The following is a 25713-nucleotide window of genomic DNA, read 5'->3' on the forward strand; positions in this document are numbered from 1 at the left end:
AACAATTTCCTCTTCCTCTGTTGCCTTTATTTCCCCCTCGGCTTCCACTACATTCTCTGGTACTTCTTCCCCTGACTCACTTGCCCCTATTGCTTGTGAATCAGCTGCATTCATTTCTGTGGCTAATGTTTCTCCTGCGGAGAATGACATGACAGTTAAAAATAGAATAGCCCCACAAATCCATTGTTTCCCCTTCTTCCACATTCGCCAATTTTTTTGTTGCTTGCTATTTCTCAAATAACTCATTTTTCCCTCTCCTATCCTTTATAATTACGCTGTTTAATTAACTGTTCTTCATAAGCATTATTATCGTCTATTTCACTTTTTCAAAAATACATTTCCTATGCCTTTCTATACATTTAAAACGTTAAATTGCTTTTTTGTATACAATTTTAAAAAAGACTCCTTCTTAATTAGTCCTATTACTTAACTATCGTATTCTCTCTCCTAAAAAATCTCTAAAGATGCTAATTTTCATTTACATAAAAAAAGATGACCTCCCACTCATCACAAAAGAAAACTATCGATATCTGTTTCTATCAACCTCTTGATAAGTTGAATCATTTTTACTCACTAACTTATAATGGCAACTTGTCGGTTTAACCACTAAACTCACGATAAAAACCAAAGTATTTCATCATAAAATTTATTCCTTTTTGACTAACTACTTTTCTTGTTTTTTCAATCAAAAAACCAATCTTTCTAACTTCTATTCTAAAATTCATTTACATTCTAAGTATTTCTTGTTATATTACTTACGTAAGAGTGTGATTAATTTAACAAAGTCCTGAAACGAAATACAAAAACTCTATCCTAGCGCAAACAGGATAGAGTTTTTGTATATCTAATCTTTACTTAATTATTCATTTACAATTAATCATTTCTTGTAAGACTGGAAACGATTGGGACTATTTGAAAATCTGAAACCAAAAGCATATATCCTGTAAAGCCATGCTTTTATATCTACCGCCTTTACCTATCCGATAATAACCAATCAACAATAGGAGTTCCATCTATTTGAGTTTTTCATAGTATCTACCGGTAACAACTATTTTTTTATAATTATCCTTGATATTTAAAAGACCCTCCGTTTCGTGCCTATTATTTGGCAATCCATAAGTCACTTGAATGTATATTGTTTCATCTAGTTTTCTAGCAACAAAATATATTTCTTTACTATCGAGTTTACCAACTACATTTCTTCGTAAACCGGGTCTATTATAAAATATTTCCTGTTAATCCTAAGATATTCTCGCTTTCGTATATCATATTCTTCTGCTCTATAAAACAGATAATCGATTTTAAAGTAGCTGTATCTTTTATCCTAGCTCTTAGCGCAATATCTTTTAAAGCAATAGTATCAAAAATTCCAGATCACATGGTATCTTTAATAGATTCTTCATCAATAACTACACTTGGAAATCTACCATATTTATCATAAGCGTCATCTACTTTCCGAGATACCACTTCAATTTCCTTTGCATTTAAAAATTCAAAAAAAGAAAATGAATAGGATAACCAAGAATTTCGATGTATCGACCACTTAAAAGTGTACCTGTCTCCTCCGAAAGCATACATATTAGTGTTTAAGCCCGTAATAATAATGTCACTATTGAAACTAACACGAATACTATTAACAACGCGTTGCCATCCTTCCACCATTCGAATCTCATCCAATAACAAGTATACCTTCTTAGTATCTTTTTGGAGTAGCTCCTCTAATATTCCCTCTTGCAGTAAATAATCCTTATAAAGCATTAATAAGGTTGATTTCCCAGAACGACATACACCTGTTATAACTTTTACAAAATCAGAATCCTTGAATTGAATAAGCCACTTAAGGTAACTAGGTCTTTCAAACATCTACCTTCCTCCTTTTAGTGAACTTCTATTTAGTAAAAAACCGATCATTATTTGAAGGTTACTTCAAATAATGATCGGTTTAAAACATTCAGAAATACTCAACACCTATAAAAACATTACCCTATTTCCCTCCTCACTATTCTTCAATCGAGCATTATAAATTGCGCAGATGCTTAACTAAATCTACTATCTTTGCTTCCAAATTATTTTACTTTCCAAATAAAGGTATTTTTAAATCTTTCATCTTCTTTATTATTATTCACCTTATCACAATAATAAGTAAAAAAACTAAATTATTACTAAATCTTGTCTTTTCTAAATTTTATTTACAAATCTATTCTTTTTTGGTACACTCTTTTTGTGAGTAGTTACACATAGGCTCACACATCCCCGAACTGCTTATAAAAGAACAAAACAAGTATTTTCTACTTTTTGCGCCCAATTAATGGTAAGTAGAAAATGCTTGTTTTGCTTTCAAATGTTCTATCAACTCACTCGTATCTCCAAAACATACTGTTTTTGTTAATAATTTATTATCCATCATTCGTATATCGGTTTCAGGTTATTTGCTCCTAGCGCTACTTTATCCCGTTGTTTTTGATAATTTCTAGCCAAATAACTAGGGACAAGCTTTTATCTGGCACTTTTTCATAGTAAGAAAAACAATGCCTAGAAAAAAGGACTTTTACACTCCCTTTTTGTTCGACAACCTAGTTGCATGTAAGCACAAAATAACAATTAGATAACTACTTCATTCTATCACAACAAACTCACTTAAGATTTTTCAGAGTTTTTATAAAAAATGGATCCTTATCAAATTCTCTGATCCATTGATATAGCCAATCCAAGATTGTTACTTGCCCTAAAAAATAAGTACTAAAGCTTTTTCTAGTTCACTACTTTTTTCACAAATAAGACTACTCATATTTTGCCAAAGAATCACCAGTTTATTCATTCACTTGCTACTAGTAGAAGGTTTATCAATCTTGGTCTTTGATTTCCGCAATAATCCGAAAATCCCCAATACGATACGCCAGAAATACTTTTATCCATTTTTTCAATTTCGTTAATTTCAACACATAAAAAATCTTAAACAACTAAATTATTACTAAATCTTGTTTTTTCTAAATTTCATTTACAAATCTATTCTTTTTTGCTATACTGACTTTGTGATTCATTGAACTAACTTGATGACACATTCCATTAAAAAATAATAGTCTTTACACTGTTTTCCTACTTTCAGTGTAAAAACTATTATTTTTTATTAAAAGGAATGTGCCTTCTTTATCATTTATTCGCAAAAAATAGTTAGTATAAAATAATTGTCGGAAAATAAAAAGGGATTTCTCCAGGAGTATTAATTCAATAGCGACACCAAGGTTGCAAAAGACAGTGCTTCATAAACGGTCATGGGTTATCCTTTCCAGGAATCCCAACAAAAATTTTCATAAACACCACCCTTTCCTGTCTAAAGAGCTAGCCACAACCATAAACTTGCTTACTCCTTATAGCATAGGTAAAATCTTTACGTAAAACACACTATATCATTTTCTCTATATTAAGATCGCCACATATAAGCTGAAAAAACTAAATTACTACTAAATCTTGTTTTTTCTAAGTTCTAGGCATTTACAAAACCATACCCTTTTGCTATACTAATTTTTGTGATACTTTGAACTAACTCAAAGGCACAGCCGATATATCCCAAAATAGCCTCTATGCCATGATACCTTATCAGGTTCAAGTATAGAGGCTACTTTTTATTATAATTCCCCACAAAAACCTTCTATAGTCTGACAATAATCCCTCAACACTAAATAGATTCCCCGGGGACTCAAAGCAAAAATAATAAGCTGATAAAAGTGCTGAACCCCTATGAGAAATTTGTATCAATAGAACTATAAATCCCTATAATATCAGCATTTGATGACTTTCTCCTTTTCTATGTTTAATTTCCTCAAGCTTTTCTGCATTGTACAAAATACCAAGACAATTCATTGAACAATTTCTTATCCATAAGCGCTAGATAGTTGATCGCTCATCAAGTCCCTCAACTCTTCTGCTTTAGCTAGAAGTTTGGAATCAGTTAATAAACGGAGGCAATATTCCTCTAATTTAGCAAATAAGATTTCTGTTCTCCTTAAGCTAAGAGCGTTACCATAATTTTGACATTCTCGGATATTATATTTTTACTCCATTTGTAAACCTAAACCGAGAGATGGTTTTCCTGACATGCGAGCAGTTTGAATTGTACCTTCACCGCCATGAATAATTGAAAAATCAATCAATTCATTTTGGCGATTGGTAACCAGTCATAAATACGTATTATCAGCATATGTTTTATTTTTATATTCTGGTAAATAAGAAGCTACAGGACAAATAATAAAATCATACACATCACTTGCTTTCTATCAGAGTATCCGATGAAGAAAAAGGCTAGCTCAGAACATGAGTATATATGCACTATATTCAGCCTACTAACAGGAGACAAATATTATCCAAATTCAAATCCCATCACACTCTGTATACAAAACTGTTTATGGTCTACACAAACCGAAAATCCCCTTCAAACCATTTTTTAGATGTCTTTTTTATTTTCGTTCAGTTTTTATATAAACCAGCTAAAAAAATTAAATTGTTACTAAATCTTGTCTTTTCTAAATTTTATTTACAAATCAATTATTTTTTGTTACACTTCCTCTGTGAATAATTTATTATTCATATGCATGTACATCAATCTCCTAGTTATTTGACTATCAGTTGCTTTTCCCCCATGTTCTTTTGGCGTCTCTTAGTCAAATAGCCAGCGCCAAGCTTTCGCTTGGCGTCTTTTTCTGCATAATTTTCTACTTAGTAAGCAACTCCCTTCCATGTAGAAAAGATATTTCTATTACTCGCTTTCAGACATTAAGACAATAAGTGCGTAATTTTTGATTCTACAGTTGATGTCGATATCCAGCTATTTCCTTTTCATCGACCAATCCCGTCCCATAACTTCACTCATAACATCCTAAGTTACTTTAAAATTAAAATACTTAGACCTTTGCTGATAATCAAAATCGATGAATCGATTGAACCAATTCATGCATAAACTCGCTTTTACGAACTACATCCAGCGTTTGAGGTGATTTTTCGTCTAACATTGTTTTATATTCATATTGAATTTCTTTAAGCATAATTTTATCACTAGTCGCAATATCTAACTTTAAAGAGACTGACATTGAGTAAAATTACCAACTAGGTGAACCCGATAACCGTTGTAATTAGCATTTTCACGAATTTCACTGATGTTCTTAAACTCAAACGAAATAGTATCATCCCTTGTTACAGCAATAATTTTTTTAAACACCTGGTCATTTCCTTTTATTGTTACTTCCATATTCATTGTGACACGGGTACCCAATCCAACCATAAAAAACTATCCTTTAAAACGTTCAAATTCCTATGGCTATTTCTGTTCCGTTGATACAGAAGTCTCTAATAATTAATATCAACTTCAAAACGATAAATGTTAAAGTAATACTTTTTGATATATCAAAAAGTGTAGTACTATTGTTTGAGTTCTTAAATTCAATGATTCCAGTTACTTTTTATATTTCTCCACAGCCTAACAACTCTAAATTTAGAGGATAATACTAGGTATTTTCTGTATAAAAGCTTATTGAGTAGTGTATTTTCAACACAGGTATTCTCATATTCTATCAATGTATCTCATCCCTATAATAGCCTCAGATGTCCTAAAAGGTACACGAAATGTATTTTTATTATATCTATGTATACGATAATTTTAATATATAGGCTATTATTCTAAAAAATAGGAGTGAGATAACATTTGAAATTTCCGAGGGAAGAAAAACAGAAAAATTGGCGAATGTGGAAAAAAGGAAAACAATGGATTTGTGGAGCAGCTTTATTTTTCACTGTAGTTGCATCACCAGGAATGCTTGTTTTAGCAGATGAAGTAAATACTGGTAATTCAACGACGGTAACAGCAGGAGCAGATGCAATGTCTTCAACAGAAATTATGGATTCAACTCAACAAGAAGAGAATACAGTGAAGGGAAATAAAACGAAGATTGTTGAAGGGAAGAAGGCAAAGTCTAAGACTGGAAGAACCATCACGCAACCAACAGCAATCAGTGATCTCTTTCCAGATGCTAATTTAGCTGAAGTAATGCGCGTTCGATTAAACAAAGCTTCTGTTAGCGACATGGTTACTCAAAATGAGTTGAATGGTATTACTACTTTGTCTTCAAATGGGAATAATTTTGCTACTATTAGCGGACTGGAACACTTGACCAATTTAACTAACTTGACTTTATACAATGACCAGATAAGTGATATAAGTGTGTTAAGTGCTCTAACCAATCTGACCAACCTTAGAATAGATAACAATCAAATAAGCGATATAAGCGCGCTAAGTGGTATGACAAATCTGACGAATTTGACCTTAGACAGCAATCAGATAAATGATATAAGTGCCTTATCTAGTATGACCAACCTGACTCACTTAAGCTTGAGCAGAAACCAGATAAGCGATATAACTGCATTATCTGGTATAACAAATTTGACGAGCTTGAATCTTGGCTATAACCAGATAAATGATGTAAGTGCACTAAATGGCATGACAAATCTGACGAATTTGACTCTTATTTCTAATCAGATAAACGATATAAGCATGCTAAGTGGTATGACAAATCTGATTAACTTAAGCCTTAGTTATAACCAGATAAATGATATAAGTGTATTGTCTGACATGACAAATCTGATTAGCTTGAGCCTTAGTAATAACCAAATAAGCGATATAAGTGCGTTAAGTGGTCTAACCAATTTGACTACCTTGAATTTTAGTCGTAACCAGATAAGCGATATAACTGCATTAAGTGACCTAACAAACCTAACTAGCTTGCATATGACCAACAATCAAATAAGCGATATAAGTGTATTAAACGCATCTCAATTTACAATTTTGAGTGCAATAAATCAACAAATTAACTTATCTGGAATAAAATGGTCTAATCAACTAGAGATACCGTTTACAGTAAATGATACGGAAGATAATAATGAAATAACTCCAAGTAGCATTTCTAACAATGGCCAATTTATAGATGATGTAATTACCTGGAACGGCCTATCAAACAATGCACAACAGCTCAGTTATAGTTGGAATAGATATAGTACTGCAAACAGGCAGTTTTCGGGAACCGTTTCCATACGTGTAGAACCTGTTGCTGTAAAAATACTGATAGATAATGATGGCAATAGGAACACCACTGAAGATCAAGCATTATTTGCAGAACAATCAAGTGGTTTGGATTCATTAGAAGCCATGTATAATTACGGAAAAAATCAACTAAATGGAACAGGCTATGGATTGATAAGTATTGAAACAGATAGTCATGGCGATTGTGTTATTCTAGTGTCCCAAGTAGGTACACTGAAAAAAGTAGATTCTAATGGAAGTTCATTAGGAACGTCCGTTCCTTATACACCGACCTACACCGTTACAGGGACAGGGGATGATGCAGAACTGGTTGCTTCCTACGAAGTATCGGTGGATGCGCCACCAACAGGATATGTATATATCTATGGAAAAGGGACAACACAAGAAGTACGTTTTACTTCTAGGACCCCTGTCACCATCCCACTCACAGATACAAATAGTAACGGAAAACCGCAATGGCAAGAAGATTATACCGTAGTGCAGTACCAAAGAGCAGGTGCATTAAATCCCACTACCCCAGGTGGAAGTCAAATTCCAGGAGGCTCCATTTCTATTCCGGAAGATGCGGTAGAAGGCGACCTTATTACTTTACCTGATACGATTACCGGATCAGATGGAAGAGAATATGTCGTAGATTCAAGTGTAGATACAGATGCAAATACTCCAGGCGTACAGATTACTTTAACGGATGAGGAACAAGCTATTTCATATTTTGATTTTCTTTTGTCTGAATCTGAAGCAAGTACTTCCGAATCTAATTCGATGAGCGAATCGGAGTCTACAACAACTGGAATAACTACGTCGGAAACAGATACAGCAAATAGCCAAGGAGGCACCTCCGTTGGACCAATCTCAGCGCAAAACGGGAAATTAGCCAAAACAGGAGATATAAGTATGTTGTCTCTGCAAGGAGTGGGTGTAGGATTATTAGCCTCCTTATCAGGTTTATTAGCATGGACTAGAAGGAAAAAGAAAGCATAAAGAAATACAGTAGATGCACAGAGAAAGAACTGGGAGTATTTCTTCAAAAAAGAAGTATCCCAGTTCTTTCTTTTGCTGCCTAATGAATACAGAAGAAAGTATAAAAAAGAACACATCACATCTGCTTAAGATGTACTGACATGGAAAAAATGGGAATGGAATAAAAACACTTGAAATTAGGCTGCTCGTTTCCAGAAATTAATGGGAGACTGATAGCCTAATTTTTGTTAAATTCTTTTTTCGTTATAATATTTAATGTAGTCTTTTACGATCTGGATTACAATAGATTTAGTGTATTTATACGCTTTATTATGGTAGAATGTTTCGTTTCACACTTTAGCGAGGAATGGAAACATTCTATGGGAGCGTCGTCTGCGGCTATCCCTTTTCGGGACATACTACGGATAACATTTTTTTACAACATTGATAATACTCATAAGATGTATAAACCGAACCTTGATTGCTTCTTCTTTTATTTCTGCTAGGTACATTATTCTTGTACTCATAAAAAATCAATGCGTGATTATATTCTTTTCAATGCACAAGATCTGTTCTTGCTTTTCTAAAATCTCAATTCTTTCATTTATAGTTTTACATCCCTGTGCTCGTAACACAGAATAGTCAACTATTTTCGAAAGACTCCTCCCTGTTGCTTTAACTCTTTGAATAAATTTAATCCATTTCAAGTCATTATTTGTAAAAATACGATAGTTATTTCGATTACGTTTCGGCTTAAGTACCCCCAATCGTTTATAGTAGCGTAAAGTTGTGAGGTATAGTTCTTGTATTTTGTAATTACCAGACATTATGTTAACATTTAGAAGGAGGCATTAACATGAACAACTATGAAACCAGATTGAAAATTAGAAACAAACAAGTAATCAGAAAAACAACCAAACAACTTATATCAGCTAGCCTTGGAAAAATCGCACTTGTTTTGGACGAATATATAGCCCTAACTTTCTATGAAACAGAGCAAAATAATAACAATCACTAGTCTTTAATCCAAGGAGATGTACAAGCATAAGGACAACTACAATACATATTCAAGTAGCATTACATTTTGGATTAAATACAGAAGAAATAATCGAGACATTTAACTACCGCCTACCTATATATAGGATTTCCTTGCGTGCTAAATGCTGTTTCTATCGAAAGAAAAGTTTTTGACATTAACAAAGATTTGTTTTATAAAAATTAGATTAAAAGATGAGAAAGAGTAAATTTATCTTTCTAAAACAGATTTTACAAGGAGGAATAATAATGGAATTATCTTTATGGAATCCATCATTTCAGGCTTCTATAGAAAATTATTTTTTAGAAGATTTGACTTATACCGCATTACCAAAAGATGTACTTCAAAACATGCCTAAAACCTATTTTCCAGTACTCTGTTTCGAGAAAAAACAAGTAGTGTGCTTCTTTGTTTTAGATCAAGGGAGAGATAAATTTAAATACACAAAAAATGTCAACAGTTTACTACTCCGGGCTTTTTCAACAAATTCTGCTGAAACTAGAAAAGGCTATGCTACTCTAGCATTAAAACTGCTACCTTCTTTCACTAAAAATCATTTCCCTTCAGTAACTAATATCATTCTAGGCGTAAATAAAAAAAATCAACCAGCAATTCATTTATATGAAAAAGCTGGTTTCAAAAACACCAACAGAACATTTTTAGGACCAAAAGGACCTCAAAAAATCTTAGCTTTATCCATTTAAAAAAGTGTAGACAATCTTTTGAAGAACAATCGAGTCAAATTGGGTAAAGTACTTAACTCGCTCCAGCCAACACCATACTCATCTATCACCAAGCTACTCAGATTCCGCAAATGCCCTATACCACTGATATCTACAGATTGGGTGTTTTTGCATATCCCCCCCGAAAAGGTGTAATAAGGAAGAATGAGTTGGTCAATCAGAGAGTCTTCTCATATTCTTTTCCACTTCGATAAAATGTATTCCGCTTCATTCCAACATGCTGCATGGCTTCTAATGCAGTTGTTTTTTTGTGCTCTCCAGTCATTATAAACGGATGAAAAGTTGGCCGGTAAGTTAATTTTAGCTCTACCAAATTTAACGCCTTTACGAATGGCAATTTCCGTTGACAGAAAACATATTGAATCACTCATTTCAAAATATAAAACCTATCTACAAAACTTCGATGATAAAGAAATCAGTAATCGATTATATTTTCTTAAAGCGCTATTAGTTATCAATCAAACAAAGGACTTAACACAAGGAACGCCTCTCGTCGAGCATATCTGGTCTTCTCTTGAAAAATTAGATACTTAGTATTATGCTGACCTTCAAATTTTATCCAATATTTTTTATATTTTCCCCATGAAAGAAGCAGAATCGATTGTAGAATTATTATTAGAACGTGTAAATAAATATGACTCTTTTAACAATGCAGAACGCCTAGACATTGCTCTATACTCAATTATATTCAGGTCTTAATGTTAAATGAAAACTATCATAAAGCATACTCTCTCGTCGATAAAGCGATCACTTTCGCAAAAAACAAAAAAATGTATCTTCATTGGGTAAATGCGATTGCTAAAAAAGGCCTTTTAGAAAAAACACTTCATTACACTAATGGAGATTTATACATAGATTAAGCAAAACAGATACTAAAAGTGATTCAAGAACCAAAATATTCAGAAGATTTAGAGCAAGATATTCATACTTTTTTATCCTCAAAAACAGAGGCTTAAATAGTTTATTGCTCATGATATAACAAACATTTACAAAGAACTAATTTCTTCGCTGCGCTTCAGTTATTCATTGCTAAAATGGGTTAGTTTACTTTTCTTTATTTTGTTGCTATAATGGAGTAGAAAATAGCAAGTCCATCTGGACACCCAAACACCCTAGCTGCGGTAACAGCTAGGGTGTTTATTTGGGGTTAGAATAAAGTGTCGTCTACTTATTGTTATTACGCCGATTTTCTAACATGTACTTGAAAAACGCAATTGCGCATCCAACCACAACCGGAGCAATAATTGCTGAAAATAGCAAATCCATTCTGTTCACCTCCCTCCAGACCAGATGTTCGTCTGAAGGTAGACGACTCTTATATTATACCATAAAAAAGTTGAGGATAGATTTAGAAAAAAATATCAAAAAACGGAAGAATTTACTTTTTTAGGAACTTGATATAATAAAAAACAGAAATTCTCTATTTAATTCATAGAAAATACCTGTTATTTTATTATTAATACTTAGTAACTATATAACTATCTATTGCATTTTCGGAAGGCATATCTCTATAAATGCTTCCGCCACAACTATAGTCATTAATTAACCACTTATCCTCTTTTTCAACATATAACAATTCCATTATTAAATCTTCTACCAATTCATCTGACTCCTTACTATTATTGGATAGAATAATACCTTCTATAGTCATTTCTAACTCCCCATCATCATTAATATATAATTTAGGAGTTTCTTTATCGTAATAAACTGCTTTTAAAGTATTTTCACGATGTTCAGGCGAAAAAAAGGCTATCTCTTCCGTATATTTCTCTTTATTATTAGTTATAAAATTATTAGTAACATTTTTAATGTCCGAGATTTTCCGAGATTTAAAAGCTGTAAATTCACTTTTAATAAAGCTATTCATTTCATCACTAAGTTTTTGACTATCAAATTTCGTGTTCTCAAATTCAGTCCTATTATAATATGTGTAGATACTGTTTTCATCACCTATTGCTGTTTTTCCGACTTCAGAAATTAATGGAAGTTTTCCAGAAATCGCCACTTTATCCAAGTCATCTTCTGAAATGGGGCCAAAATCTTGCGTTTCCTTAGGTTTTAAATGCATCTTTGTTTCTTTTCCATTAAAAGTTACAAATAAGCTTTCAGGACCTTCAGGAATTTTAACTGTCGTCCCTTCAAATAAAAATGCTAACTCTTTTTCCTCGCCCTTTCCATCCACTTTAATACTCTTACTATCTTCAACTGTTGTATATTCAAATTTTTTGCTAGCAGAAAATTCGTATATTCCAGGAAAAAATTCATTTTTAAATTCATCTGCAGACAATTTTTTCCCTTTTAAATAAATTGTCTCTTCCTTTGCTGTTTTATCTAATTTAATTTTACTTGCATTTGTATCTAAATAATAATTCTTAAAGAATAACCAATGTGTTTTTGTTTTTATGGTTACATGGTATTTAGCATCTGCATCAATTTCAGCATATTGAGACCCTTTAGGATCTAGAATTTCCATTATTAAAGCAGTGTTTCCTTTTAGCTTTCCATTCCAGTCTTCTAAAATTGATTTAGCACCTATAGATGAATAATTCAATTTTTTCTTAGAACTGTCAAATAAATTTAAAAATTTAGTACTATCTTTTTCTTCAATTGCACTAATGAGTTCTTTTTCTAAGCTTTCGTAGGTTGTTGCTGTAGATTTTCCTATAATTAAAAAAATGAAAAAACACGCTAAAATAACACTCCCGATAATGATTAGTCTTTTTCTATTCATAGTTAGCTCCTTTTTTGATGTTTTTTTAATTTTGTATATATACAAAATTCACTTATAATACTTTATCTAAATATTCACCTCTAGTTCTATGTGTATTTTATCACAATGATATTTTAACAGTATTTAAAGTTAAAATAAATTATTATCTTCAAAAACAGATGCTTAAATAGCTTATTGCTCATAATAGAACAATCATTTACAAAACCATTCTTTTAGGTCTGTTCAAAAAATAGAAATGTGAGATAGATGAGGTCTCACTTTCTTAAATACTCAATAAAACTAAGTGCTTATTAAGCCATTTTATATAATTCGAAAAAGAGGATTTACTTCTCTCTTTCTCTAACTTATCATTTTTCCCCTTGGCTTCTTTCCATTTTTTAGAGCTTTTGAGTTTACTAATTTTCTTTTTAGGTATATTTTTTAAAATTTTCCATCATGTTTCGTACCATCTACATTTTCAGCGCCGATTTGTTTCCCTTTTTTATACACATGACCATGCCATTTCCCTGTTTTCGTATTATGAGGACAATCAATTCTTGCTTTGTATCCATCTCCCAAGTCCACTGTTGTATTTGTTGCCGCTTTTGCTGGCATAGCTATTGAAAATGCAAACAATAATACAATTAAAAAATATAACTCCTTTTATTCCCTTTTTCATATTTCCACTCCATTCTATTTTTGTATAATATTATTAAATGATGAAAAATCATTAATAATCACATTACTGCTAAAGAGTGTATTTATTTGTGCTAGTAACTCCTTAAAACCCTCCTCCGTTGGATAATCGAATTCCAACTCTTTTTCAGTTTTTAAATAATCAATAATATAATCTATACTAGGTTTAAAGCCAAGTAATCCTTCTATAAATGATTGTAAATAGTTATCCTCGTTCTCACTAAGTTTTCGCAATACACCACATTGTACGCTAATTTGATTTTCATTTGGCTCAAATGTATTATCAAAAAATGGTGTTCCAAATTCTGGTGGTGCCGGATTAAAATTATCTGTAATTAACAAATAAGCGACATCATCATAATTAAGTGAAAATCTATAAAACTCATATTTTGGCGTTAAGAATAGCCTCTCAAATTCCATTGTCTATACCACCTCTCAAATAACTACCTTACTTAATAATATATAATGAAAGAATCATCATTATTCCAATAATAGCACAAAAAAATTAAAACCATAAAAACAGTTCTACATTAAGGTCTCAACATATAAGCTGAAAATCCTTCTTGCTCTCTTCTGTTGTTCTTCGATTGACTCCTGTAAATGACGCATACGCTTCGTTAAATCAGCCATTTCCTCTTCAAAACTTGTTTCTTTTTCTTGTTTATTTTCCCGTTTAAAGCATTTTTTTAAGATATTCATCTCGTTTCACCTCTTCATTTTTTATTTTTGTTCATTTTATCATATAAATATTTAGAAAAAACAAAATGGAGATTGTTTATGTATCACTTCTTCAGAACAGTCGTATCCTTTTGCTTTCATTTGTGCAAAGACTTTTTCTAGATATAGTGAGTTATCGCTTTTCCTAAGGAGTTTGGTTTTCCATTTCTCTGAAGGGATTTCGCATTTACTTTTCCAAATTTCAATGAACCCGCAACTCAAAAGATGTCCTCCCAATGAGTATAAATCAGATCTATATTAATTAAATTTTAAAATAATGCATCAGGCTCCCCGTAGTGGGCGTTAGCATCGATTCTCCAAAGTTTAGTTCCTTTAATATTGGCAATTCTTGGGCTAAATTGAAAACCTAATAAGCCAAAGAGCCCAAAAATCATATCACTATAACCAGCTGTGTCAGTCATGATCTGATTAGGAGTTAAATCACTAGGTTGATTTAAGAATCCTTCTAAAAGATATAGCGAGTCTCGAAGTGTTCCTGAAACGACCATGCCATGAAAACTTATATATTGATCAGAAACAAAATTATAGAATGTAACACCTCGGCCGCGCCCAAAGTATTTTTGGTTACTTCTAGAATAAAGAGAACGGCTACGGAGCAACATAACGAATGCCATCAGCTGAAGCCATATGACCATCTCCTCATACTTTTGAAGTGGCAAGTTTTCTGTGTTTCATGTATGATTTTTTGATTAGCACCTGAAAGTGTGTCAACTCTAATATAATGGTGATTGATGTAGACAAGTCGATTATATTTTAAAGAATCAAACCCTTCTTTTGAAACCGGAGAAAACCGCTAATAAACTGATATCCAAATCATTCATTTTAGTATCCTTGTCACTTAAATGGTTAAATGATCGAGTAAGGTTCAACTGTTGGTTTACCTCCAATAACAAATCTGATAAATCAATTTTAGGAATTAATTGTTGAATGCGACGTCTAAAGGCTTTCTCATCTTTTTTTGTATGCTTTTTTAAGCCTAGAAACAATCAGACGATCTGTATTTTCTATTCTGGCCATTTTAGAAAAAGGCCAACGATTTAGCCATGAAGCCATTTCATTTGCTGAGGAGGGAAGAGCTAGCTGCTCCACCAAAATATCTTTTTGTTGAGTCCAATTTTTTCATCGATCAGACAATTCATAGGATTGTTATAGAGAATACTCTAAGGGAGATAAATATCATGGTGTTTTAAAGATTGGATTAAGAACTCGATTGTTGCAATCAAAACACATTTATTTGTTCCGGATGCCCTCGAATATAATATAGCCACTTCTTCGGAGTATCTGTTCAATACTACCAACCATTTGAGCAGTACTTGGTTTTGGAAATCGGGCATCTAAAAAGGTCCAAAGTTCTTTGCAATTACTCCCATAACTATTGCACAAAACGAGCATGAGAAAATCCGTGAACGGCAGCGACAAGGAGTTTTATTAGCCCAAAAAGCTGGTCGATATAAAGAGCGACCAGTAAGTAGCGCACTCTGCTAACTCTACTGATTCCCAAAAACGGTTAGTCTTTAAAACTGTAGTAGACATGTTGCAACAAGGAATTCCTGTTGCAGAGATTGCAAAAGAAAATGGACTTTCCAGACCTACTATTTATAAAATTAAAAAAACGAATGATTTGTAGAACTACTCTACATTCATTCGTTTTTCTACCGCACTATTTCGTTTTTATGTTCCATGTACCCCATATACTGAATTTTTGTCTTCCATACCTTTCTCCTCCACTTTTTAGCTAAATCAATCTTTATCGAAACCATTTCGTGAATACAGCCATAAAAACCAGCCAACTGATAATAGTAACTCTCCCATCAGCACCGCCCAATTTTGGAAGCTTAAGCTGAATGGTTGATTAGCTACTAAGATTGGAATAGCTTTCATTAGGACCCCAGTGTATAAATTATCCGATATTGTCGTCATCATCGGCGATAGATTTTTTAGCATTGGAATAAACATCAACAGCATCGTCAAGGGTATCGTGATTAATGTAGCGCTTATCTGATTTTTAGAGAGAATACCAAAGCACATACCCAAAACAGCACTACTTACAATTCCGACAAGACTGACCAGTAAATACATCGCGAATGGTCCAACAGAAAACTGAATACCAAGCAACGGAACAATCACCGCCTGAACAATTGAACTAACTACCACTATAGGCAACAAATTACCAAGAAAAAACTCCAAACCGCTTATACTTGATACCATCAAAACACGTAAAGTATTTTTTTCTTTTTCTTCAGCAAGTAAAGTTGCTGGTGTCACATAAGCAACATAAGATACGTTTAGAACTGCACCGATGTTGATACACATCGTTAATTCTTCCAAAGATAATGGTCTGTTGTTGATCCGTTCATTAAGAAACTGAATAGCCAAAGCAATTCCCATTGGAAAAATCAAATAGCTGCCGATCAACTTGTTATAATAAAAACTTTTAAGTTTAGCTTCTGATAATACCCAGACACGTTTTATTGATAAGCCATTCATATTAATTCCTCCCCTGTAACTGCTAAGAATACTTTCTCTAGTGAAGGCTCGTTGGAATGAATCGTCTCTATCTGATCAGAGTCCAACCATTCCCTTACCTGCGTGATTGATTTGGATTGTTGTGACACACGATGAAATTCACCATTCCTCAGTAACACATCGTAACTAAGATCCTGGTTGTATTTAAGACAAAGCTGATCCGGACTTCCGAATTCAACCACTTTTCCCTTGTTAATTAAAGCGACCTTATCACACAATTTAGTTGCTTCATTCATGTTATGCGTCGTTAAGAAAACTGCCATGCCTTCTTCTTTCAAGGCTAGTAATAATTTATGAATTCCTTCTGCTATTGCCGGATCCATCCCGCTAGTCGGTTCATCTAAAAAAAGAATCTCTGGTTTATGTAAGATAGCTCTTGCTAAAATCAGCCGCTGCCCCTGTCCACGAGAAAGCTTACTTGCTTTCTTCTTTTTGTGCTCAGACAGTCCAACTTGCTCCAGTAACTCATCCACACGAGAAATTGGCACATCCAATAATCTTGCAAAAAATCGCAAATTCTCATAGACACTTAACTTCTCATAAAATCCACTATTGTCAGATACAATCCCTATACGTTTATAAATTTCTTGATTGATTTTTCTGGAATCCATACCCAAAATCGTGGCATTTCCTGATGTCTGTTTCAATTGTCCTGTTACAATTTTGATAGTTGTCGTCTTTCCAGCACCAGACGGACCTAAAAAGCCAACAATCTGTCCCTGTTCAATTTCAAAGTTAATATCATTTAATGCTGTATATTCTTTGAATTGCTTCGATATATGATCGATTTTTAATTTTATGTTTTTTTTCATTAGATTTTCCTCCTCTTCCTATTAACAAAGTGAATTTTTCCACTAACCCAAATGCCCATCGCAATGCCTTCAGTGATACATCCTGGTGATGTTTTCGCATTCACATCTCCGGCCGGCTCCTTTCAAAATCTCCATTTGTTCCATATCCAGCTCTTCGAATATACCATCTACTACTGAATCATTTAACGCAGCTTTGACTTTATCCAACAGCATTTGATATTTCTTAGGATTTTCTTTTGCAAACTGTTCTAACTCTTCTTTGATGTGGATATCAAGCTGTAGTTCTTATTTTATTTGTTTTGCCAACTCCGCAAACTGCTCTACATTAAATTTTGCTGTCGTCTCTTCCATATCCAGTTCCTCAAAGGACCACCTACTACCGACTACCCAAAGCTGATTTTATCTTCGCTGTAAATCCTTCATAACGCTCTGGATTCTGTTTTGCAAAATCAAGCAGGTCTTCCTGGATATGTATCTTTAAGCCCATTTCTTCTTTTATCTTCAAAGTAAGCACATTAAAGCTTTCTTAATCAAATGAAGCCGCTTTTTCCCTCCTTTCTGTTTATAAGTTAAAGACGTCTGATTAACTCATGGTTCAAGGAATTGCTATCTTTAGCTTCCCTCTTGAGAAAATTATACGATGAATAAATGAATTTAAGAATACTGATACCACGTTTGGTTCGTTTATCACCTTAAATGGTATAGTTCACATGAGGATATTTATTGAAAATAGTCCAGAAAAATATCTACACCCCCAAAATCACATTTTCAGATTGGCATTGACAGTAGTGAAAAAACAAAGAAGTTGGGTACGCATAAACAAAAAGTATTCATGGTCTTATTTTTACTACCTAGTTCATCCATAATGAGACGGACTACTATATTTTCTTTTTTCATCTGAATTGCCATTTTCTTCACTTCTATTGGGTTACATGGCTCTTGTTCCCATTCAAAAAGCACCTCCTGTTAAATTCATTTTACCGAATTCAACAAGAGGTGCTTTTTTATTTTGACCCACATTCGTGGGTCAGTACCAAACGGCCACCCTCTTTTTATCCTATGTTGTTCTAGTTGAATTATTTCAACAGCTTATTTAAGCGGTCCACTTCATGGTCATTTTTTTTTTTGCATAGACGAAAAAACCTAAAATATGACCAATTAATGAAAGGAAAAGCATTCCGAAGATCCAGGGAAAGACTCGATGGAACATCTCCGGAGATAATAGCCAAATGACAGCTAATCCGCCAACTAGATTTAAAGTAGCAGAAATCAAGATATTCGCACTAGCAGGTAAAGTGAAGTAATGCCATAAGCTTGTATACAGGACGCCAAATAATAAAGCAGAATTAAAGGCAACAGCGAGGATTCGCCAAATGAAGGGAATTCCAAAGCTGTTGGAGTGGGCAAAGAGGCTACGTAATAAAGTGAGCCAAATAGATTGGTATAGGGATTATTTTTGTGGTTGATTAGTAGTAGTTGATTACTACTGAGAAACACTTATGCAGAAATATGTTAAGGAAGTCTATATAGTAGCGTTCAACTAGTGCTTGAATGGATTGATCAAAATCAGAAAGAAGCAAGAATTAAAAAATTGGATAAACTAACTGGTTCAGTTTTCAACCATCACGTAGTGCACTTTTCAGTTGTGTGAAACATAATAAACTTTTTTACTTCTTTTACTTCTTTTACTTCTTTTACTTCTTTTACTTCTTTTACTTCTTTTACTTCTTTTACTTCTTTTACTTCTTTTACTTCTTTTACTTCTTTTACTTCTTTTACTTCTTTAGAATAGAATGAGATAAGAGAAGTCATATGTCAATCATTATTGAAGCGAAACGTCGAAAAATATTGATAGCCTCTAACGAATTACTCTACATTGCTACTGTTCCAAATAGCACACACAAACTTTGAGTAGTAACAAATAAACAAAAATACTTTTGTGTAGGAAACTTACGACACTTTGAAGAACATTATCCGTTTTTGTACAGGTGTCATCGCTCAATTTTAGTGAGCCTGAAGCAAATCATTGCAATTGATATTTCAGGCAGGCAGATATTAAAAAACAATGAAGGAAGTTGTTTTTTTCAAGAAGATGGAAAAATGATTTAACAAAAGAATGGAAATAAATTATAATAAAAGAAAGAAAAATAAATGAACTACCGTTCAAAGTCCCCAAAGAACCTTTCAGGAGTTTTATATTGTGGAATATTACTGTGCATTTTATAGTTACGTCAATAAAACTGGAAATGAGAGCGTAGATATATGGGGTATAGGGTATAGATTAGCACTTCGTTTTTTGGATATGCTTAAGTTTGGGGAATATATGACGAACGAGAAGTATGAGTATGTCTCTTACTATATAGAGGCTTTTTGTATCGAAATTTTTAGCTTATAAAAATTTATGTCATTTCTTATTTCTCAGGCGTTCTTAAAGAGAGCCTGGTTGTAACCTGTAGCTATCGAATGATCCGAAAATATGCCGGAGTTTGGCATGCACTATCCCCATTCAATTGTGCGCGCTGATTAGCCTTTTTGTTTTGTCGGTATGCTTTTGCTAATGAAACAAACACGTTTTTATTTAAGAATATTTACTGATTGTTCTTTCGATAATTAGCATCTTGTTCATTTATCTATACGCAACCTACCAATACAGAAAAAATCCATTGGTAAGTATTTCTGAAAAGAAAAGTCGGAGAAAAAGGTACTACTCTTTACTTTTACTCATCATCGGCTTTGTTCAGCCTATCCCTAAGATTCAGGCATTACTACTGACAGGCCTATTTATTGAAAATCTGGTGATTACACCATTCTTTTATAAACTAACAAGAAGGGGCTATAAAACTATGAATACTACGAAGAAGAACAATGAAAAACTTTGGAAAGAAAGATTGACAGAAACTTTGACAAAACAGGCTGTATCAAGTATTTCAAACAGATCCTGCTTGATTTCTATTTTTTATGAGCCTGTTAATCCAATGATTAAACGACTACAGAAAAAATGTTGATTGAACTTCTTATCTTTCTGGTTCATACAGGTCAAGCAATTGCTTACAGTATTATTTATCAAAGCATAAGCAAAAATAAGCTATCTTACTTGGAATTCTTTTCTTTCCTTGTGTTATTTGATGCAGCAACGTTTCTGCTTAACTATTTTGGAACAATCCTTATTTTTCTCTTTCTATATCTTCATAGTTATAGAAAGAATAAACAAGAAAATAAAAACTTGCTGTGGTTCTACAGTATTTATACTGTTCTAGTCACATCATTGTTAGGATATGTATTTCTTAACGCAGCAACATTTCTACTGGGATTGAAAAACGAGGTCAATTTTAGTATTTTATTAATAAATCTAATTGCTCCAATATTCCCTATACTCGTTAATCATTATTTACTGAAACTGTTGAAGCCAAATGTTGATTTTCTAAGGAAAAATAGTGATTTGATTAACACTGTCTTTTTTTCAACAATCAATACCATATTAAGTATGTGCAGTATCATCCTATTTTCTAACTTCTGGTTTGAAAAATATATTGGTGTCAATCCACTACGTAATTACTTAACGCTCATTTTTGTTGCTACCATCGTTGCTCTGTTAAGTTACCTAAGTGTTAAAACTCGGGAACTAAATAACCTGCAACTTCAACGACTCAAAGATGAGCAAATAACTGACTTGACGAATTATGTGGAACATATCGAGGTGTTGTATAACGATATCCGAAGTTTTCGGCATGATTATCATAATATGCTGATTAGTCTCAAAGAAAGTATAAAAACCCAGGATGTAAATGCCATTGAAGAAACATATGAATCAATTCTGGCTAATGAAAAAATTACACTACAAGAAAATACGTATCACTTAACCAAATTGAACAACCTGAAAATACTACCGATAAAAGGGATTATTTCCACTAAAACAATTAAGGCCTTGCAGGAAAATATCCATGTATCTCTTGAAATCACCGATCCTATTACAAATACTAGTATAGATATCCTAGACTATGTTCGAATTCTGTCTATTCTGTTGGATAATGCCATCGAAGCTGCAGCTTCTACATCGGATCCTTCTATTTCAATTGTTTTTCTAGTAGATCAAGAAAAAGAGGAACACAAAATCATTATTGAAAATTCTTGTTTGGATAAGCAAATGAATCTTTCAAAAATTTATGAATTGGGACACTCAACTAAAGGAGCTAATAGAGGAATCGGTTTGTCCACGCTCAAAAATATTTTTAAACGCTACAACTTTTTATCACTAGAAACAGAATGTACAAACTATGTATTTCGACAATTGATAACTATAAAAGGGGAGAAAGAACGATGAATATCTTTATTCTGGAAGATGACCTGATGCAGCAACAACGTTTGGAGCAACTGATTAGAGAACTTCTTTCCGAATATAAGTGGATTCCTCGATCGATTAGTACAACATCCAAGCCGCAGCGTTTACTTGAAAAAGCGGAAAAATCACAAGGGAAAAGTATTTATTTTCTTGATATCGAAATAAAAGATGTCGAAAAAAAGGGGTTGGAAGTTGCACAAGATATTCGCAAATTTGATCCTTATGGAATGATTGTATTTGTAACTACTCACTCTGAATTTGCACCATTGACTTATAAATACAAAGTATCTGCACTAGATTTCATTGACAAGGAATCAAATGAACCTGAATTTAGAAATCAAGTCATGGAATGTATGGCTTTGTTGTTTAATCAAAAAAAACAATTGATTTCTGATGAGGCCCTCATTTTCGAAAACAAACACAGTCATTTCCAAATTCCGTTTCATGATATCCTTTATTTTGAAACTAGTGAAATCTCTCATAAGATGCGCTTAATTGGCAAGACAAAAATTATTGAGTTCTACGCAACCTTAGATGAGATCGAGATGTTGGATTATCGTTTTTTTAAATGCCATCGATCTTTTGTTATCAATCTAGTTAATGTAGAATCAGTTAACCGATCTGAAAATATCGTTTCTTTTGAAAACGATCATATTTGTTTGATATCTCGAAGAAAAGTAAAGAAAGTCATCGATTTAATCAAAGAAATACGCTCATAAATCCAGCGAATCAAGTGAACACAAAAGTATTGAGATTACCTGAAAAAACAGCTCTTTGTCAATAACTTCTCAATTAAACTCTCGTGAGCTTTTCCCCCAAAAGTACATGCTCTGGCCTCATAATCAATTGTCGTTAGTTAATCTAACAACACTTTTCCTATCGTCTCCATTCCATAATCTGAATTAATATTTACATATAACGGATAAGATCTAGTTGTATGGGTAATGGAACAACGAAATGAAATAGTGCTTTAGAATAACTGCAAAGTCATAACAATCATTGATTTAATAGTATTTCTGTATTTTGATATTCCACTATTTAGTATTTTTAGCTGGAACTATCATACGAAAATGTTCATATGATTTAACTACCTCACTATTTCACACAGATGTTCCATGTACCCACTGCACAAACCGAAGCAATTTTATCAATTATTCACGAAAAAACGTTCTGAAAAATTGTCAAAACAGCTCTAATTGTGTTATGATGCCCAGCCTTCTATAATGATTTGTTTTAAAAACCACGAAGCTGCCAGGTTTATGCGTGGTTTTAATTTTTGTCATTTTTGCTGTTCATGATCGTTACGACTAAGACTGCAAAAGCAATCATCAGTGTAAGACTTTCAAAAACAGTCACACGTTTAACCTTTCCAGACAACACTTGAAAACAACATAAGCACCACCTACTTTCTATCGGTAAACCGACGAGAAAAAGGCTGGACACCACCATAAACTCTGTTACACTTCATTTATAACCTACGTAAAACCTTTGCGTAAAATACAGTTCAGATTTTTTGCTATATTATCCTTAACAAACAACCCTTAATATTAAAAGTGAACTTATATCCGATTTTCCTTCAAAGTTTCCTTAACCAGCACAGTAGTCGCCATATCTAATATAGCGAACTCTTCATCTTCAGCAGTTAATCCACTATTATAACCTATATGGTAGTTCTTTTTACTATCTACTATTTTTTTTCGATTTTTTTCAGCATTCTCCATAATCAATTTTTCAATCGCTTCTTTTTGTTGGATATTATCAAATACCGGAATCATACTTAAATGTTTAAACCACGCTCCATCCTCATGCTTCAGTAAATATTTTAACAAATACATTAAATCGATTTCCACTGAATCCGCAATGTAATAGTAATAAGCGTTTACATATTCACTTTCAAAAAGTTCTAAGTAAGCTTTCATAGGATGTATTACTACACCTCGCGCCTCATCAACGTAATGTGCTGCAAATTCTAAAAGTATTGTTTGATGATGATACTTCAACCTTAAAATCTGCCAAGAACTTCTAGCATTTGTCTGCATCAAGGCAAAAGGTGGTGTATGTAAATACTCATCTTCGGGATCATCAGACAATTCGAGCGTATATTCTGGAAATTTTCTATAGTACCACGATATACTTTCATCACTACTTCTCATTTTCTCCCAGGACTCAATATCTTTCATATAGTTTAAGGCTCTTTCTTTTGGATAAGGAATTAATCCAAGCCTATACTCCCATAACTTTTCAATATCCTGAATTTCTGCTTCTTTATTAATCGCCGTATTCTTTGCACCCTTACGTAGATATATTTGATTAGACTGTACGCCCAGAAACTTTTCCTTAATATAGAAAGGCACATTAGAAGACTTATGGATTACTAAAATATCTAATTCTTTAGTCCCCCCTATCCCTAATAGTTCTTAGCTCAATAGAAGGAATAGTATCCCCAGCCCAATGCTTACTCTGAAGAAAATCTAGATAATTTTCTTGCTTCCATCTTCCCTGATAGGCCTCAACTCCCACAATATCCATAGCATCAGAAGCATCAGAAATCCCCATAATCAAATAAGCTTCCTGATTACTCATATTATTTGCCATACAAATATATCATGCAATAAATCTTTCTTCTTTGTGTGAATATTCACTCGATATTCACTGTACACTCATACCCCTAGCAAGTATTTGGTTATTGAAATTAATAGGTTACTTCTGCCATGTAGTATCTTTATCTATTCCAATAGCCGACGCATTTAAAAATAGGACCATTTCCAAAAATTCGTACTACACTTCAGCACACTAATTTAGCTAGATAAATAGACTCTTGTCTAAAATTTAAGCATTTACAAAACTAGACTCTTTTGCTATACTGTCTTTGTGATACTTTGAGCTAATACAAAGACACAGCCGATATATACCTAAAATAGTCTCTATGCTTTGATACCCTACCAGGTTCAATCGTAGAGGCTTTTTTTGTGGTATAACTTCCCCATAAAAACTCCAATACCTAGCAATGTTCCAGACCCTCAAAACTAGATAAATCTCCTGTAATCTAAAACAACACTCTAAACTAAGTAATACTCTAGGAAGGGTGTTTTTGCACCCCCCCCCGAATCGGATTTATGGACCAGAAGAAAAGGACCCATTAATAATAAAGGCAAGTACTGCAGCCACTTATTCTAGTAAACCTATTTTCATCTTTAGGTAAATGATCAATTTTTCATCTGAAAAACATATTATTCCAGGCTATAGATTTATGCAAGAAACAGTAGGTAAGTCAATTGCCTTGGATAAAGATGTTCACCAATCTCCTATCGAAGAGAAAGGGCAAGCAAAAGAAACCGGCAAAAACTAACATTTTTATATTGGCGAAAAATTACGTTTTAAGATTGGCATTGACAAACGACCAAGCAACTTTCTAAGTTACTTGGTCGTTTTCTTCCTATTTTTGGTTATAATTTAATGCCCTCTAAATAAAAATCAACAAAGAACCATTCGTTTTCGCATAACCTCTTTTGTTGATTTTCCCTATTACTTTACCTCTTTATTCTTTCTTTTTCCTTCTTGACCATACCCATATACTAGATAGAGAGGCTATTAAAACTGCTCCTATCCCTTGAAGAGACAGCATATTTACATCTCCTGTTTTTACAAGCATCCCATTTTCCGATGTACTTGCCTCTGATTCAGACTCGCTAATGGATTCAGACTCACTAATGGATTCGGATTCCGATGTACTTGCCTCTGATTCAGACTCACTAATGGATTCAGACTCACTAATGGATTCGGATTCCGATGTACTTGCCTCTGATTCAGACTCGCTAATGGATTCAGACTCACTAATGGATTCGGATTCCGATGTACTTGCCTCTGATTCAGACTCGCTAATGGATTCAGACTCACTAATGGATTCGGATTCCGATGTACTTGCCTCTGATTCAGACTCACTAATGGATTCAGACTCACTAATGGATTCGGATTCCGATGTACTTGCCTCTGATTCAGACTCGCTAATGGATTCGGACTCACTAATGGATTCGGATTCCGATGTACTTGCCTCTGATTCAGACTC

Annotated in this window: 25 protein-coding genes and 3 pseudogenes; 9 read left to right on the plus strand and 19 right to left on the minus strand. The window is 33.3% G+C overall.

Annotated elements, in window-relative coordinates; all coding sequences use genetic code 11:
• The 4 genes from HCB45_RS14170 to HCB45_RS14185 all read right to left on the minus strand — a co-directional run.
• Positions 1 to 246 (minus strand): KxYKxGKxW signal peptide domain-containing protein (locus tag HCB45_RS14170; RefSeq protein ID WP_185620316.1); only part of this gene is annotated, 246 nt, incomplete at its 3' end.
• A gap of 1128 nt (positions 247 to 1374) precedes the next feature.
• Complete coding sequence (locus HCB45_RS15330) at positions 1375 to 1863, minus strand: AAA family ATPase (RefSeq protein ID WP_260508454.1); 489 nt, start codon at positions 1861 to 1863, stop codon at positions 1375 to 1377.
• Between the two features lie 3053 nt (positions 1864 to 4916).
• Positions 4917 to 5084: a hypothetical protein gene (locus HCB45_RS14180; RefSeq protein ID WP_185620317.1), complete on the minus strand. Its 168-nt coding sequence runs from the start codon at positions 5082 to 5084 to the stop codon at positions 4917 to 4919.
• A complete protein-coding gene (locus HCB45_RS14185) occupies positions 5069 to 5275 on the minus strand; it encodes a hypothetical protein (protein ID WP_185620318.1) in 207 nt (68 codons plus the stop codon). Before HCB45_RS14185 ends, HCB45_RS14180 begins: the two co-directional genes overlap by 16 nt.
• A 420-nt stretch (positions 5276 to 5695) precedes the next feature.
• Here HCB45_RS14185 and HCB45_RS14190 point away from each other — a divergent pair, with 420 nt between their 5' ends.
• Positions 5696 to 8068: a leucine-rich repeat domain-containing protein gene (locus tag HCB45_RS14190; RefSeq protein WP_185620319.1), complete on the plus strand. Its 2373-nt coding sequence runs from the start codon at positions 5696 to 5698 to the stop codon at positions 8066 to 8068.
• Between the two features lie 227 nt (positions 8069 to 8295).
• On the opposite strand, the pseudogene HCB45_RS14195 reads toward HCB45_RS14190, so the two are convergent.
• A pseudogene (locus HCB45_RS14195) lies at positions 8296 to 8533 on the minus strand (IS3-like element ISLmo1 family transposase); the annotation flags it as partial.
• A gap of 47 nt (positions 8534 to 8580) precedes the next feature.
• On the minus strand, positions 8581 to 8874 hold the full coding sequence (locus tag HCB45_RS15510) for a MerR family transcriptional regulator (RefSeq protein WP_185620320.1): 294 nt from the start codon (positions 8872 to 8874) through the stop codon (positions 8581 to 8583).
• A 29-nt stretch (positions 8875 to 8903) separates the two neighbouring features.
• Between HCB45_RS15510 and HCB45_RS14205 the strand changes: the two genes are divergently transcribed.
• The 3 genes from HCB45_RS14205 to HCB45_RS14215 all read left to right on the plus strand — a co-directional run bounded on the left by HCB45_RS14205 (position 8904) and on the right by HCB45_RS14215 (position 10360).
• Entirely contained in the window at positions 8904 to 9065 is a 162-nt protein-coding gene (locus HCB45_RS14205; RefSeq protein ID WP_185620321.1) for a hypothetical protein, read from the plus strand.
• Between the two features lie 266 nt (positions 9066 to 9331).
• A complete protein-coding gene (locus tag HCB45_RS14210) occupies positions 9332 to 9787 on the plus strand; it encodes a GNAT family N-acetyltransferase (RefSeq protein WP_185620322.1) in 456 nt (151 codons plus the stop codon).
• A gap of 321 nt (positions 9788 to 10108) precedes the next feature.
• Positions 10109 to 10360, plus strand: coding sequence for a hypothetical protein (locus HCB45_RS14215; RefSeq protein WP_185620323.1), 252 nt, complete (start codon positions 10109 to 10111; stop codon positions 10358 to 10360).
• Between the two features lie 630 nt (positions 10361 to 10990).
• Here HCB45_RS14215 and HCB45_RS14220 read toward each other — a convergent pair.
• From HCB45_RS14220 to HCB45_RS15555, 6 genes are all read right to left on the minus strand, one after another.
• Positions 10991 to 11092: a type I toxin-antitoxin system Fst family toxin gene (locus tag HCB45_RS14220; protein WP_185620336.1), complete on the minus strand. Its 102-nt coding sequence runs from the start codon at positions 11090 to 11092 to the stop codon at positions 10991 to 10993.
• A 190-nt stretch (positions 11093 to 11282) separates the two neighbouring features.
• Complete coding sequence (locus HCB45_RS14225) at positions 11283 to 12557, minus strand: YvbJ-related protein (protein ID WP_185620324.1); 1275 nt, start codon at positions 12555 to 12557, stop codon at positions 11283 to 11285.
• A 420-nt stretch (positions 12558 to 12977) separates the two neighbouring features.
• Positions 12978 to 13151, minus strand: coding sequence for a hypothetical protein (locus tag HCB45_RS14230; RefSeq protein WP_185620325.1), 174 nt, complete (start codon positions 13149 to 13151; stop codon positions 12978 to 12980).
• Between the two features lie 78 nt (positions 13152 to 13229).
• Positions 13230 to 13652, minus strand: a complete 423-nt coding sequence (locus HCB45_RS14235; protein WP_185620326.1) for a hypothetical protein — start codon at positions 13650 to 13652, stop codon at positions 13230 to 13232.
• A gap of 105 nt (positions 13653 to 13757) precedes the next feature.
• Positions 13758 to 13931, minus strand: a complete 174-nt coding sequence (locus HCB45_RS14240; protein WP_185620327.1) for a hypothetical protein — start codon at positions 13929 to 13931, stop codon at positions 13758 to 13760.
• Positions 13932 to 14218: 287 nt separating this feature from the next.
• Positions 14219 to 14605, minus strand: a complete 387-nt coding sequence (locus HCB45_RS15555; protein WP_260508455.1) for a Tn3 family transposase — start codon at positions 14603 to 14605, stop codon at positions 14219 to 14221.
• An 887-nt stretch (positions 14606 to 15492) separates the two neighbouring features.
• Here HCB45_RS15555 and HCB45_RS15520 point away from each other — a divergent pair.
• A pseudogene (locus HCB45_RS15520) lies at positions 15493 to 15597 on the plus strand (helix-turn-helix domain-containing protein); the annotation flags it as partial.
• A gap of 113 nt (positions 15598 to 15710) precedes the next feature.
• Here the strand turns inward: HCB45_RS15520 and HCB45_RS14255 are convergent.
• The 3 genes from HCB45_RS14255 to HCB45_RS14265 form a co-directional block, all read right to left on the minus strand.
• Positions 15711 to 16457 (minus strand): ABC transporter permease, encoded by a 747-nt coding sequence (locus HCB45_RS14255; RefSeq protein ID WP_185620328.1) that lies wholly within the window; start codon positions 16455 to 16457, stop codon positions 15711 to 15713.
• Complete coding sequence (locus HCB45_RS14260; RefSeq protein WP_185620329.1) at positions 16454 to 17308, minus strand: ABC transporter ATP-binding protein; 855 nt, start codon at positions 17306 to 17308, stop codon at positions 16454 to 16456. The genes HCB45_RS14255 and HCB45_RS14260 overlap by 4 nt, the downstream gene beginning before the upstream one ends.
• A gap of 1623 nt (positions 17309 to 18931) precedes the next feature.
• The gene (locus HCB45_RS14265) at positions 18932 to 19120 is read right to left on the minus strand and encodes a hypothetical protein (RefSeq protein ID WP_185620330.1); all 189 of its coding nucleotides are present in this window, start codon (positions 19118 to 19120) and stop codon (positions 18932 to 18934) included.
• 111 nt (positions 19121 to 19231) lie between these two features.
• Here HCB45_RS14265 and HCB45_RS15525 point away from each other — a divergent pair.
• The 4 genes and pseudogenes from HCB45_RS15525 to HCB45_RS14285 all read left to right on the plus strand — a co-directional run.
• Positions 19232 to 19417, plus strand: a pseudogene (locus HCB45_RS15525) (LytTR family transcriptional regulator DNA-binding domain-containing protein); the annotation flags it as partial.
• Between the two features lie 288 nt (positions 19418 to 19705).
• On the plus strand, positions 19706 to 19831 hold the full coding sequence (locus HCB45_RS15530) for an accessory gene regulator B family protein (RefSeq protein ID WP_376740644.1): 126 nt from the start codon (positions 19706 to 19708) through the stop codon (positions 19829 to 19831).
• A gap of 475 nt (positions 19832 to 20306) precedes the next feature.
• The gene (locus HCB45_RS14280; RefSeq protein WP_185620331.1) at positions 20307 to 21629 is read left to right on the plus strand and encodes a sensor histidine kinase; all 1323 of its coding nucleotides are present in this window, start codon (positions 20307 to 20309) and stop codon (positions 21627 to 21629) included.
• Positions 21626 to 22366 carry a response regulator transcription factor gene (locus HCB45_RS14285; RefSeq protein ID WP_185620332.1) on the plus strand — a complete coding sequence of 247 codons (741 nt, stop codon included), beginning with the start codon at positions 21626 to 21628 and terminating at the stop codon, positions 22364 to 22366. Before HCB45_RS14280 ends, HCB45_RS14285 begins: the two co-directional genes overlap by 4 nt.
• Positions 22367 to 22916: 550 nt before the next feature.
• Here HCB45_RS14285 and HCB45_RS15535 read toward each other — a convergent pair.
• The 4 genes from HCB45_RS15535 to HCB45_RS14300 form a co-directional block, all read right to left on the minus strand.
• Positions 22917 to 23096 (minus strand): putative holin-like toxin, encoded by a 180-nt coding sequence (locus tag HCB45_RS15535; protein ID WP_376740643.1) that lies wholly within the window; start codon positions 23094 to 23096, stop codon positions 22917 to 22919.
• Between the two features lie 110 nt (positions 23097 to 23206).
• On the minus strand, positions 23207 to 24001 hold the full coding sequence (locus tag HCB45_RS14290) for a hypothetical protein (RefSeq protein WP_185620333.1): 795 nt from the start codon (positions 23999 to 24001) through the stop codon (positions 23207 to 23209).
• Between the two features lie 37 nt (positions 24002 to 24038).
• Complete coding sequence (locus HCB45_RS14295; RefSeq protein WP_185620334.1) at positions 24039 to 24242, minus strand: hypothetical protein; 204 nt, start codon at positions 24240 to 24242, stop codon at positions 24039 to 24041.
• A 943-nt stretch (positions 24243 to 25185) separates the two neighbouring features.
• A partial coding sequence (locus HCB45_RS14300; RefSeq protein ID WP_185620335.1) for an LPXTG cell wall anchor domain-containing protein occupies positions 25186 to 25713 on the minus strand: 528 nt, incomplete at its 5' end.

Origin of the sequence: Listeria farberi, assembly GCF_014229245.1 — a bacterium.
GTDB classification, from domain to species: domain Bacteria; phylum Bacillota; class Bacilli; order Lactobacillales; family Listeriaceae; genus Listeria; species Listeria farberi.